This is a genomic window from Streptomyces sp. So13.3 (assembly GCF_005860785.2).
Lineage (GTDB): Bacteria > Actinomycetota > Actinomycetes > Streptomycetales > Streptomycetaceae > Actinacidiphila > Actinacidiphila fildesensis.
This window is the reverse complement of record NZ_CP048835.1, coordinates 6119597-6132556: the sequence shown is the minus strand read 5'-3', so window position 1 is coordinate 6132556 and position 12960 is coordinate 6119597. Positions and strand designations below refer to the sequence as shown.

The following is a 12960-nucleotide window of genomic DNA, read 5'->3' as shown; positions in this document are numbered from 1 at the left end:
CCCCTCCGCCCGGAGGTGGCGGCATCAGCCCGGCTCTCAGCCCGGCTCGTCGAGCAGCAGCCGCTCCAGGGCGGCACGGTCCGGCAGGGACGCGGGCCGGACGACCTCACCGGTGCGGACGTAGAGGAACGCGGCGGTCACCCGGTGCAGCGGCAGTTGGTGCTGCTCGGCCCAGGCGAGCCGGTAGAGGGCCAGCTGGAGCGGGTCGGCGGACCGGGAGCGGTTGGTCTTCCAGTCGACGATCTCGTAGGTGGCGCCCGCGCCGGCGTCCCCGTCCGCACCTTCGGTGTCCGTGGCGCCTGTGGTTCCTGTGGTGCCTGTGGTGTCCGTGGTGCCTTCGGTGCGGTAGACGGCGTCGATCCGGCCGCGGATCATGCGGCCGGCCAGCGCCAGTTGGAAGGGCGCCTCGACGCGGTAGGGCGAGCGGTCGGCGTACGGGGTGCCGAGGAACGCCTCCTTGAGGGCGGCGAGGTCGCGCTCGTCGTCGATCTCGTCACCGCCCTCGACTCCGGGCAGGTCCTCCGGGGCGAAGAGCGGCCGTTCGTCGAAGCGGGACTCGACCCAGGCGTGGAAACGGGTGCCGCGGCGCGCCGCGGGCTGCGGGGCACGGGGCATGGGGCGGGCGAGCTCGCGCGCGAACCCGTCCGGGTCGGCGGCCAGCCGCATCAGCTGCGAGGCGGTGAGAACGGGAGGCACCGGCACGTCCCGGACGGTCGCCCGGGCGCGCCGCAGCTCCCCGGCGAGGGCGTCGAGGTCCCGGTCCCAGGAGGCGACGAGACGGGACTCCTCGGGGAGCAGGTGCGCCCGTGCGGGAGCTCCGGCAACGGCGGTCTCAGCAACCCTGGGGTCGGGAACCGCGTGGTCGGGGTCGACGGGACGCTCCGGCACCGGCTCCGCCACCGGCACCGGATCGGGATCGGGATCGGCATCGGGGCTCTCGGGATGCTCGAGGCCCGCGGGACGCTCCGCCGAGAGCTCGTCCCAGTCGGCGTCCTCCCACTCCTCCTCGTCCGCCCAGGCGGGCTCGTCCTCCATCTCCCCTTCCGCGTCCGCGAACGTGCCCGCTTCCGCGTCCGCGAACGCGTGCTCCTCCGGCGCGTCCAGGTACGCGAGGACCGTCCTGGCCGCCTGGCGGCGGCGGTCGAGGGCGGTGGGGTCGAGCGGGAGCGGCCAGGCGTGCTCGACGGAGGTCTGCAGCGCCGGATTGACGGCGTCCTCCGCGGGGGGCTCCGTCCAGTGCTCGATCTCGCCGTGGCCCGCCTCGCAGTGCACGCGCAGCGCGTCCAGGAACGCGGACGGGCCGTACGGGGTCTTCTGGGTGGGCCCCCACCAGTAGCCGGAGCCGAGCAGCAGTGAGCGCGGCCGGGTGAAGGTGACATAGCCGAGGCGGAGTTCCTCGATCCGGTTGTGCTCCTTCATCGCGTCACGGAACTGGTCGAGGCCCGCCTTCGACCATTCGTCGACATCGGGGAGGGTCGCCGCGTCGCCGCGCAGGGTGTGCGGGAGCACCTTGGCGTTGGCGGTCCACAGCTCACGGCCGCGCTCGTTCGGAAAGCCCTTCTTCACCAGCCCCGGGACGGCCACGACGTCCCATTCCAAGCCCTTCGACTTGTGCGCGGTGAGCACCTTCACGGTGTTCTCGCCGCCGGGGAGCGAGCTGTCCAGGCCCTTCTCGTACTGGGCGGCGGTGCGCAGGAAGCCGAGGAACGCCAGGAGGGTCGCCTCACCGTCGAGGGAGGCGAAATTGGCGGCGATGTCCAGGAAGGCGTTCAGCGTCTCCTTGCGGCGGGCGGCCAGCGCGTGCGGGGACGCGGACAGCTCGACCTCCAGGCCGGTGACCGCGAGCACCCGGTGCAGGACGTCCATCAGCGGGTCGGCCAGCGCGCGCCGCAGATCCCGTATCTCGGCCGCCAGCCGGGCGAACCGGACCCGCGCCTCGGGTGAGAACGGCAGCTCGTCGCCCGGGTCGGCGTCGAGGAACGTCTCCAGGGCGTCGGCGAGCGAGACCACCTCGGCCGGGTCGACGCCTTCGACGGCCGCCGCCAGCCGCCGCTCGGGGTCGTCCTCCGCGCCGCCCGCGCCGAACCGGACGAGGACCCGGGCCCGGCGGCCGAGCAGCGCCAGGTCCCGGGCGCCGATCCGCCAGCGGGGACCGGTGAGCAGCCGGACCAGCGACGCGTTCGCCGTCGGGTCGTGCAGGACCTCGCAGACGGCGACCAGGTCGGCGACCTCGGGCAGATGCAGCAGCCCGGACAGGCCCACCACCTCGACCGGGATGTCACGGGCGACGAGTGCGGCATGGATGTCGGCGAAGTGGCCCGTCGTACGGCACAGGACGGCGATCTCGCCGGGCTCGGTGCCGGTGCGCACCAGGTGCGCGAGGGAGTCCGCCAGCCACTCGATCTCCTCGGCCTGGCTGGACAGCAGCGCGCAGCGCACCAGTCCGTCGCGCTCGGCGCCGGGCGCCGGGCGCAGCGCCTCGACGCCTTCGTGCCGGGCGCGCAGTTCGGTGGCGAGGCCGTTGGCGAGGTCCAGGAGGCGGCCGCCGCTGCGGCGGTTCTCGCTGAGCGAGAAGCGGCGGGCGGGGGTGCCGTCGGCGTTCGGGAAGTGCGCGGGGAAGTCGTCGAGGTTGGCGACGGAGGCGCCGCGCCAGCCGTAGATCGCCTGGCAGGGGTCGCCGACGGCGGTGACCGGGTGGCCGGTGCCCTCGCCGCCGAACAGCCCTGCGAGCAGCAGCCGCTGGGCGACGGAGGTGTCCTGGTACTCGTCGAGCAGCACCACCTTGTACTGCTCGCGCAGGATCCTGCCGACCTCCGGGCGGGTCCGGGCCACGGTCGCCGACAGGGCGATCTGGTCGCCGAAGTCCAGCAGGTCGCGGCGCTGCTTCTGCTCGCGGTAGGCGGTGGCGAGCCCGGTGAGGTCCTGCCGGGCCTGCGCGGTCTCCGGCAGCTTGCGCAGGTCCGCGTTGGTGAGTTTGACGGGGCCCAGGGTGTCGAGCCAGCCGGTGTCGTGGGCGCGCAGCCGGTCGGGCGGAACGAGGTGTTCATTGAGCTCGCCCTCCAGCGCCAGCAGGTCGCTGACCAGGGAGGGCAGGCTCTTGGTCAGCGCCGGGTACGGGCCGGGCGCGGCCCGCAGCACCTTCGCGGCGAGCTGGTAGCGGGTGGCGTCGGCGAGCAGCCGGGCGGTGGGCTCGAGCCCGATGCGCAGCCCGTGTTCCTTGAGGAGCTGGCCGGCGAACGCGTGATACGTGGAGATCTGCGGCTCGCCGGTCGCGCCCTCGCCGGGTGCTTCCCCGGAACCGGGCGGGCCGATCGGATCCGGGTCGGTGATCCCGGCCTGGACGAGCGCCCTGCGGACCCGCTCGGCGAGCTCACCGGCGGCCTTGTTGGTGAACGTCAGGCCGAGCACTTCCTCCGGGGCGACCTGCCCCGTCCCGACCAGCCAGACCACCCGGGCGGCCATCACCGTCGTCTTGCCGGAGCCCGCACCCGCCACGATCACGTTCGGGGCGAGAGGTGCGGTGACGCACTCCATCTGCTCCGGGGTGAAAGGGATGCCGAGGAGCGCCTTGAGCTGCTCGGGGTCCGTGATGCGTGCTGCCACCCCAGTGAGGCTATCCGGCCCCACCGACAACCGGCTGCCACCTGGGCACGGACGCCTGCCGCCGGGCGTTCACCCCGCGGTGTGCACCTCGCGGCGACCGTGCCCTGGTGGCCCGTGCCCTGGTGGCCCGTGCCCAGGTGCCCAGGTGGCCCGTGCCCTGGTGGCCCGTGCCCAGGTGCCCAGGTGGCCCGTGCCCAGGTGCCCGTGCCCCGGCGCCCGTGCCCCGGCGCCCGTGCCCCGCCTCCGTCAGACGTTCTTGCCGCCGTCGTCCTGGAACTTGCTGATGTCCACCGTCTGGGAGGCCGGCGGGGCCACCGCCTTGACCGGCTTGTTGAAGTCGCCGAAGGTGGCGTGGCCCGGCTCCTTGCCGCCCTCGTTGACGATCTTCAACGGGTACGGCTCGCCCTGGGCCGCCACGTAGATGGTGGTCTTCTCCGAGTCGCCGGCCTTCTTCTGGATGATCGTGACGACCGGCTGTCCGTCGATGGTGGTCGGGGCGCCCTTGCTGAAGGTGCCGTCCTTGTCGTCCGACGACATGTTGTCGAGGAACGAGTCCAGGTCGCAGAAGGACGCCAGGTCCTTGTCCTTGGCGGCGTCGCCGGGCACCTTCACCCACTTGCCGTGCAGCAGCTCGACCGTGGCGTCGCCGTCCTCCTTGCCGCCCGCTTCGCGCCAGAAGGTGTCGTTGGCCTTCATGTAGCTGGTGTGGTGCGTGCCGATGAACTGCATCGTCGACTTGCCCTGGCTCATCGCACCGGCGCACTCGCCCGCCTTGGACATGGAAGCCTTGAACTGCATGGGCTTTCCGGTGTCCATCATCGCGAAGTCCACCTTCACCGAGGTGAGGGACTTGAGCGCGGCCTCGGCCTTGTCCGAGATCTGCCGCGCGGTCAGGGCGTCGAGCCCCGTCGCCGCGGTGGTGCTCGCCGAGACGGACGGCTTCGGCTTGGAGCCGATCACCGCGTCGTCGGACTTGTCGCCCCCGCAGCCGGTCACTCCGCCCACCAGGGCCGCACAGACCAGTGAGGCCGCCACGACGTTCCGCTGTACTGCCACCGGACTTCTCCTCCACCCACACGCATCATGCTGATAAGCACAAGATAAACATGCGGGCGCAACGGGTTTGACCCGGCCCTCTCAGGCGTTGAGGCCCAGGCCGGAGTCCCCGCCGAGCAGACTGAAGTCGATCGTCTGGTTCGCGGGCGGGGCCTCGACGTTGACCGGCTTGCCGAAGGATCCGAAGGTCATGGTCCCCCCGGTCTGGTCCGTGAGCTTCAGCAGGTACGAAGGGCCGTGCGCCGCCACGTAATAGGTGACGGCCCCCTGCCGGTCCTTCTTCTTGATGGTGACCACCGGCTTTCCGTCGACCGTCGCCGGGGCACCCTTCGTGGCCGATTCGTGCGCCAGCTGCAGGGTCTTCAGGACGTTCGCCACCTCGCAGCTCTGGGACAGCCGCTTGCCGGGGGCGGAGGTGAAGGGGAACCTGATCCACCGGTTGGCCGCCAGCGCCCCGAACGACTTGCCCTTGGGGCTCAGTGACGTCCAGTACCTGGCATCGCCCTTGATGTACGCGGTCCGGTCGGCGGTTCTGATGATCTGCATCGTCCCGCCGTTCAGCCGCGCCGCGGCCGCGCAAACGCCGTCCGTGGTCGCCGCGATCTTCACCTGGACCTGCTTGCTCTGCAGGACTCCGGAGAACTCCATGGTCATGGAGGTGACGAGATTCATCGCCAACGACATCCGGCGGGAGATCTCCGGCGCCGTCAGTCCCTCCAGCGAGCCGTCCGACGGGGTGCCGGTCGCGGTCGCCGGCTTGGACGCCGCGTGGACCGCCCGCCCGCGGTCCGCCGTGCCCTGGCAGCCGGACAGCGCCCCCATGGCCATACCGCAGACCACTACGACTGCGACAACACTGCGCCTCAACGCCACGACGGCCACTTTCCTTCAACCCACCCGCATACCCACACTTGCCCTTACGTCGAACGGACGCACGAACGGCCGAAAGGGTTGCACGATCGAGGCACAGGTCACGCGGCGGCGGCACGGGGTGCTTCGCGGCCTACTCCACGACGTGCCGGCCCTCCGGCTGCGCGCTGCAGGCCGCACGGAACGCGCAGTGCGTGCAGTGCTGGCCGGTGGCAGGGGTGAAGCGCTCGTCCAGGACCCGGCCGGCCGCGTCGGCCAGCAGGTCCTCCACCACCCACTCCCCCTCGCCGCCGGCCTCCGCCGCCTCCGCCCGCTTCTCCGCGAGCGGCTGCTGGCGCTGGACGGCCGGCACGGTGTCGCCGCCGTCCTTCTTCGCCGCGCCGAGGCGCAGTTGCACGAGTTCGGCGCCACCCGGCAGCGGACGGTCGCCGCCGAACAGCTCGTCGACCGCGCCCTCCCGGACCGCGAGCTGGTAGACGGCGAGCTGCGGGTGGCGCTCGACCTCCTTCGCCGTCGGCTTGGACTTGCCGGTCTTGAAGTCGACGACATAGGCGTTGCCGTCCGCGTCCGCCTCGACCCGGTCCATGCTGCCGCGGATCCGGACCTGCACCTCGCCGGCTTCGATGACGACGTCGAAGCCGTGCTCGGTGGCGACGGACGCCCGGCCGCGCTCCATCACGTGCCAGTGCAGGAAGCGTTCCAGCGCGTCCCGCGCGTTCCGCTTCTCCTGGAGGGACTTCCACGGCGCGTCGAAGGCCAGGGCGTCCCAGACGGTGTCCAGCCGGGCCATCAGTACGTCCAGGTCGGCGGGGGTCCGCCCGGAGGCGACCTCGTCGGCCAGCACGTGCACGACGTTGCCGAAGCCCTGCGCGGCGGTCGACGGCGGCTCCGCCTTCACCTCGCGGCCCAGGAACCACTGCAGCGAGCAGGTGTTGGCGAGCTGGTCGAGCGCGCTGCCCGACAGCGCCACCGGCTGATCGCGGTCGCGCAGCGGAACGGCCGAGCGCGTCGGCTCGTACAGGCCCCACCAGCGGTCGGGGTGCGCGGACGGTACGAGCGCGTGCCCGGCGTCGTTCAGCGAGGCGAGCCGGGCCAGCCGCAGGGCGGCGGCCTCGCGCAGCGCCGGGGACGCGGCCGGGTCGACGGTGGTCGCGCGCAGCTCCGCGACGAGCGCGGAGACGGCCAGCGGACGGCGCGCCCGGTGCGTGACGTCCTGCGGCTCGACGCCGAGCTCGGTCAGGAAGCGGGACGGCTGGTCGCCGTCGTCCGCCGCCGCCTTGACCGCGGTGACGACGAGCCGCTCCTTCGCGCGGGTCGCCGCCACGTAGAACAGCCGCCGCTCCTCGGCCAGCAGGGCGCCGGGGGTGAGCGGCTCCGCGAGCCCGTCGCGGCCGATCCGGTCGGCTTCGAGCAGCGAACCCCGGCGGCGCAGGTCCGGCCAGAGCCCCTCCTGCACTCCGGCGACCACCACCAGCCGCCACTCCAGCCCCTTGGACCGGTGCGCGGTCATCAGGCGTACGGCGTCGGTACGGACGGCCCGGCGGCTCAGCGTGTCGGCGGCGATGTCCTGCGCGTCCAGCTCCTCCAGGAAGTTCAGCGCCCCACGGCCGCCGGTCCGCTCCTCGGCGCGCGCCGCCGTCTCGAACAGCGCGCACACCGCGTCCAGGTCCCGGTCCGCGTTCCGCCCGGCCGTGCCGCCACGGGTCGCCGACCGCTCCAGCCGCTGCGGCCACGGCGATCCGTCCCACAGCTCCCACAGCGCCTGCTCCGCGGTGCCGCCGCCCGCCAACAGCTCCCGCGCCTTCCGCAGCAGCATGCCGAGCCGCTGCGCGCCGCGCGCGTACGCCGGATCGTGCGCCACCAGCCGCTCCGGTTCTCCCAGCGCCTCCGCGATCAGCAGATCGGAGGGCCGCGGCACGGTACGGCCGGCGGCCCGCTCCTCCTCCCGCAGGGCCCGCCCCAGCCGGCGCAGGTCCGCGGCGTCCATGCCGCCGAGGGGTGACGTCAGCAGCGTGATCGCGTCCTCGACGCTCACGGACGCGGGGTCGGGCTCGGGGTCGGGCTCTGGATCGGGCTCGCCCGCGGACTCTGCCTCGTTCTCCTCCGGTTCTGCCGCCTCTTCGGGTTCTGCCGGCTCCTCGTGCTCGCCGATCCGGGTCTGGGCGGGTACGACGGGTGCGCCCTGCGCGCCCGCGGCGGCGACGCGCAGCGCCAGCAGGAGCGGGGCGACGGCGGGTTCGTGCCGGAGCGGCAGATCGTCACCGTCTATCTCGATGGGGACACCCGCGGAGGTCAGCGCGCGGCGCAGGCCCGGGATGGAGCGGGCCCCTGCCCGGACCAGGACGGCCATGTCGCGCCACGGGATGCCGTCCTCCAGATGGGCGCGGCGCAGGGTGTCGGCGATGCCGTCGAGCTCGGCGCCCACCAGGGGGTACGTGCGGACGACGACCGTGCCGCCGTCCCGGACCGCGGTCAGTTCGCGGTGGGCGCGGACGGCCGCGGCGGGCAGTCGCGGCAGCGACATCCGGCGGGTGACGAGGCGGGTGGCGTCCAGCAGGGCGGCGCCGGCGCGCCGCGAGACGGTGAGGACGTGGACGGGGGCGGGTCGGCCGTCACGGCGCGGGAAGGCGTCCGGGAATTCGAGGATGCCGTTCACGTCGGCGCCGCGGAAGGCGTAGATCGACTGGTCGGGGTCACCGAAGGCGACGAGGGTGCGGCCCTGGCCCGCCAGCGCGCGCAGCAGCCGGACCTGCGCCGGATCGGTGTCCTGGTACTCGTCGACGAAGACGGCGTCGTACTGCCCGGCCAGGGCCTCGAAGACCTCCGGGCGCTCCGCGAGCAGCACCGCCCGGTGCAGCAGCTCGGCGTAGTCCAGGACGCCCTGGAGGTCGAGCACGTCCAGGTACTCGGCGAGGAAGGACGCCGCCGCCGACCAGTCCGGGCGGCCGATCCGCCGGGCGAAGTCCTGCAGTGCCGCCGGGCCCAGGCCCAGCTCACGGCTGCGGGCGAGCACGGCGCGCACCTCGTCCGCGAAGCCGCGGGTGGTGCGTGCGGCCCGCAGGTCGTCGGGCCAGCGGATCCGGCCGCGCCCGTCCTTCTCCAGCGCGCTCTGTCCCGCCAGCAGCTCACGGACGACGACGTCCTGCTCGGGCCCGGACAGCAGCCGCAGCGGATCGGCGAAGAGCTCCGGGTCCTGGTGCGCGCGGAGCAGGGCATAACAGAAGGAGTGGAACGTGGTCGCCTGTGCGGTGGCCGTGCCCCCCATACGGGCGGCCATCCGGTCCCGGAGCTCGACCGCCGCCTTGCGGCTGAACGTCAGGACGAGGATCCGCTCGGGGGCGGTGCCGAGCCGCACCCGTTCGGCGACCGCCTCGACGAGCGTCGTGGTCTTGCCGGTGCCCGGTCCCGCGAGGACCAGCAACGGTCCCGACCGGTGCTCAACCACCGCGCGCTGTGACGCGTCCAGAACAGGAGGCGCGGTCCGCGCGGGCGGGGTCCGCAGCAGACGGTAGGCGGCGGTGCCCGTGTCGATCCCCCGGTGCGGCGCGCGCTGCGCCGGTCGGAGGGAGGAGGAGGTCACGTGGTTCGCCGGTTCCGTGGGTGCTGTGGGTGGCTCGGGTGCTGCAGGTCCTGCGGGGGCTTCTCGTACCGCCCGGTGGTCCGGACGGTGACCCGGACCGTGGGGCCGGTGCGGTCAGCTGTCGACGCTACGCCTCCCGGCGCACGGGCCGCAGCCGGTCCCACCGGTGTTCGGGCGTGGACTCGGTCACGTGCTTCGTCGCGTACTTCTTCGTCACGTACTCGGTCGGGTTCCCGGTCGGGTTCTCGGTCAGGTGCTCGACCGCATACTCCCTCACCTCATTCACGACCTCGTTCGCCCACGCGTTCACGTACTCCGTACGGACGGCCCACCGCATATTCCGGCCCGCCATGGCCGAAGCTGGAAACTGTGAGCATCCGGTCGTCATTCCCCGGTGGGCGCGCCGTCCCACCGGGCCCGCCGCATATCGATACGCGGCACATGACCCTCGGCGGAGCGCGCCGCCTCCCGCAGCGGCGTGCCCTCCTCCCGGTAGTGCGCCAGCGCGCGCAGCTCATGGCCGGGCAGCAGGTGGCCGTCGGAACGCACCACGCGCCACCACGGCACGGCGCCGCCGTACAGCGCCATGACGCGGCCGACCTGCCGCGGCCCTCCCTCGTCGAGCCACTCGGCGACATCCCCGTACGTCATCACCCGGCCGGGCGGGATGGCCTCGGCGGTTTCCAGCACCCGCTCTGCGTATTCGGAGGGCGCGGTCTCCTCGTTCGTCCGCTCACTCATCCGGCCCATCCTGCCTCAGGCCACCGACAACGGGGGGTTCAGCGCGCATCCCCGCACTGCTCATGCCACCATCGTCCGCGGGGTGACTGGTGATACGAGAACAAAACGAGACAGCGGGACAGCAGGACCAGGACGCGGCGGCCACTTCGGCCGGCCGCCCCGTTGACGTGCCGTCGCCCGACAGCGTGACACCCGGAGCCGACAGCGGCGCCAACGGCAGCACCGGTCCTGAGGCCTCGACCGCCTCGAACGAAACCCCCTCGGACAAACCCGAAGCGACCGGAGCAACGGAACCGACCGAAGCGACCGAACCAGTCAAAGCGGCTGAAAACGCCGAACCGCTCGAAGCGACCGAACCGGTAGCAGCCGACGAGCCCGCCCGGTCCGACCAGCCCGCCCAGTCCGCCGAAGAGACCGATGTCGTCCACAGCGACGACGTCTCCAGCGACGAGCCGCTGCTCGCCGCCCGCGTGCACCGCCCCGCCGACCTCATGCGGTTCCTGCTCGGTCTGCTCGGCATCGCCGTGGTCATGGCCATCGCCGGTTTCGCCCATGCCACCACCAGCGGTGTCGAGGCGGACATCGCCAAGGGCGCGCGCAACTCGCCCGACGCGCTGAGCACCTTCGCCGGCCTCACCGCGAGCATCGCCGTACTGATCGTCCCGGTCGCCTTCGCGATCGAGCGGCTGATCAAACGGGACGGGCTGCGGATCGCCGACGGCGTGCTCGCCGCCGTCCTCGCCCACGGCGTGGCGCTGGCCACCGACCTGTGGGTGACGAACGCCGCACCGGACCCGATCAGGGCCGCGATGACCCAGATCGCGCCGGGTGGCGGCGGGATCACCGACCCCGTGCACGGCTATCTGGCACCGGTCATCGCCTATATGACGGCCGTCGGCATGGCCCGGCGCCCGCGCTGGCGGGTGCTGCTGTGGTTCGTGCTGCTGCTGGACGCGTTCGCGGTGCTGGTCGGCGGCTACACGACGCCGTTCTCGATCATCGTGACGGTGCTCATCGGCTGGACCGTCGCCTACGGCACCCTGTACTCGGTCGGCTCGCCGAACGTCCGGCCGACCGGCCAGAACCTGCTCGCCGGCCTGCGGCGCGTCGGCTTCGCGCCGCTGACCACCCGCCGCGCGGACGACGAGGTCCCCGAGACCCCCGACTCCGAACGCGGCCGCGGCTATCTCGTCACCCTGGAGGACGGACCGCCGCTCGACGTCACCGTCGTGGACCGCGAGCAGCAGGCGCACGGCTTCTTCTACCGGGTGTGGCGCCGCATCTCGCTGCGCGGCATCAACCAGCGCCGCAGCCTGCAGTCGCTGCGCCAGACCCTGGAGCAGGAGGCGCTGCTCGCGTACGCGGCCATCGCCGCCGGGGCCAACGCGCCGAAGCTGATCGCCACCTCCGAGCTGGGCCCGGACGCCGTCATGCTCGTCTACGAGCACATCGGCGGCCGCCGGCTGAACTCGCTGCCGGACGAGGAGCTCACCGACGCGCTGCTGTACAACGCCTGGCAGCAGGTCAAGGCGCTCCAGTCGCGGCGGATCGCCCATCGGCGGCTGGTCGGCGAATCCCTTCTGGTGGATCGTTCCGGCAAGGTCTTTCTGACGGATCTGCGCGGCGGCGAGATCGCGGCCGGCGACATCGTGCTGCGGATGGACATCGCCCAGCTGCTGACCACCGTCGCGCTGCGCGTCGGCCCGGAACCGGCGGTCAAGTCGGCCGTCGCCGTCCTCGGCCCCGACGCGGTCGCGAACTCCCTGCCGCTGCTCCAGCCGATCGCGCTGAGCCGCTCCACCCGCGCGGAGCTCAAGCAGCTGAACCGCGCGCGGGCGCAGCGCGAGCGGGACGCCGTGCTCGCCGCGTCCGCGGCCGACAAGGAGGCGCGGGCCGCGGCGGCCGCGGCCGCCCCCTCGCGCGGCTCGGCCAAGGCCGAGAAACGGGCCGAGAAACGCGCCATCGAAGTGGCCCAGGACGAGGCCCGCGAGGAGGATCTGCTCTCCAGGATCCGCCAGCAGGTGCTGCTCATCCGGCCGCAGGCCCCGGTGGAGCCGGTCCGTCTGGAGCGGATCAAGCCGCGCACCCTCGTCACGGTCATCGCGGGCGCCTTCGCCGCGTACTTCCTGCTGTCGCAGATCAGCTCGGTGCCGATCGCCGACACGATCTCCCGAGCGAACTACGGCTGGGCGGCCGTCGCCGTGGTCGGCTCCGCGCTCAGTTATGTGGCGGCGGCCTGCGCGCTGGCCGGCTTCGTCCCGGAGCGGCTGTCGCTGTTCAGGACGGTCATGGCGCAGATCGCCGGATCGTTCGTGAAGCTCGTCGCCCCGGCGGCGGTCGGCGGCGTCGCCCTCAACACCCGGTATCTGCAGAAGACGGGCGTACGGCCGGGCCTCGCGGTGGCGAGTGTCGGCGCGTCCCAGCTGGTCGGTCTCGGCTCGCACATCCTGCTGCTGCTGACCTTCGGCTACATCACCGGCACCGAGAAGACGCCGTCGCTGTCACCGTCCCGCACGGTCATGGCCGGGCTCCTCACCGCGGGTGTGCTGGTGCTGGTCGGGACGGCGATCCCGACCCTGCGCAAGTTCGTCTCCACCCGGGTACGGGCGCTGTTCGCGGGCGTCATCCCACGCATGCTCGACGTGCTGCAGCGCCCGGCGAAGCTGGTGACGGGCATCGGCGGCACGCTGATGGTCACCGTCACCTTCGTGATCTGTCTCGACGCCTGCGTACGCTCCTTCGGCGGCAGCCTCAGCTACTCGACGATCGCGGTCGTCTTCCTCGCGGGCAACGCCCTCGGCTCCGCGGCGCCGACCCCCGGCGGTGTCGGCGCGGTCGAGTTCGCCCTCACCGGTGGTCTGATCGCGGCCGGCCTGCCGGGCACGATCGCCACGCCGGCGGTGCTGCTCTTCCGGCTCCTGACCTTCTGGCTCCCCGTCCTGCCGGGCTGGCTCTCCTTCAACTACCTCAGCCGCAAGGGCGATCTCTGAGCGACCGCCGCCGGCGGACGATGCCCGTCGCCTCCAGGTCGGGGCAGCTTTGATCGACTGACAGGTTCTCGTCAAAATTTGCCCAAGTTCCCTCCTTTCAGCATCTCTTCCTCCCCCTCC

Annotated in this window: 7 protein-coding genes; 1 reads left to right on the top strand and 6 read right to left on the bottom strand. The window is 72.7% G+C overall.

What is annotated here, in order from left to right; all coding sequences use genetic code 11:
• Positions 1–36: 36 nt before the first annotated feature.
• The 6 genes from C8250_RS27730 to C8250_RS27705 all read right to left on the bottom strand — a co-directional run bounded on the left by C8250_RS27730 (position 37) and on the right by C8250_RS27705 (position 9859).
• Positions 37–3603: an ATP-dependent DNA helicase gene (locus C8250_RS27730; protein WP_138350961.1), complete on the bottom strand. Its 3567-nt coding sequence runs from the start codon at positions 3601–3603 to the stop codon at positions 37–39.
• Positions 3604–3849: 246 nt separating this feature from the next.
• The gene (locus tag C8250_RS27725; protein WP_138350962.1) at positions 3850–4659 is read right to left on the bottom strand and encodes a hypothetical protein; all 810 of its coding nucleotides are present in this window, start codon (positions 4657–4659) and stop codon (positions 3850–3852) included.
• Between the two features lie 81 nt (positions 4660–4740).
• Positions 4741–5532 carry a hypothetical protein gene (locus C8250_RS27720; RefSeq protein WP_187145006.1) on the bottom strand — a complete coding sequence of 264 codons (792 nt, stop codon included), beginning with the start codon at positions 5530–5532 and terminating at the stop codon, positions 4741–4743.
• A gap of 130 nt (positions 5533–5662) precedes the next feature.
• Positions 5663–9031 (bottom strand): ATP-dependent DNA helicase, encoded by a 3369-nt coding sequence (locus C8250_RS27715; protein ID WP_187145325.1) that lies wholly within the window; start codon positions 9029–9031, stop codon positions 5663–5665.
• Between the two features lie 205 nt (positions 9032–9236).
• A complete protein-coding gene (locus C8250_RS27710) occupies positions 9237–9461 on the bottom strand; it encodes a hypothetical protein (protein ID WP_138350964.1) in 225 nt (74 codons plus the stop codon).
• A 32-nt stretch (positions 9462–9493) separates the two neighbouring features.
• Positions 9494–9859 (bottom strand): MGMT family protein, encoded by a 366-nt coding sequence (locus tag C8250_RS27705; RefSeq protein WP_138350965.1) that lies wholly within the window; start codon positions 9857–9859, stop codon positions 9494–9496.
• Positions 9860–9939: 80 nt separating this feature from the next.
• On the opposite strand from C8250_RS27705, the gene C8250_RS27700 reads away from it, so the two are divergent.
• Positions 9940–12840, top strand: coding sequence for a flippase-like domain-containing protein (locus C8250_RS27700; protein ID WP_138350966.1), 2901 nt, complete (start codon positions 9940–9942; stop codon positions 12838–12840).
• Positions 12841–12960: the final 120 nt, after the last annotated feature.

Excerpts from the sequence above, each read along its gene's own strand:
- C8250_RS27710 (WP_138350964.1), bottom strand. The coding sequence starts at position 9,461 with ATGGCGGGCCGGAATATGCGGTGGGCCGTCCGTACGGAGTACGTGAAC.
- C8250_RS27705 (WP_138350965.1), bottom strand. The coding sequence starts at position 9,859 with ATGGGCCGGATGAGTGAGCGGACGAACGAGGAGACCGCGCCCTCCGAA.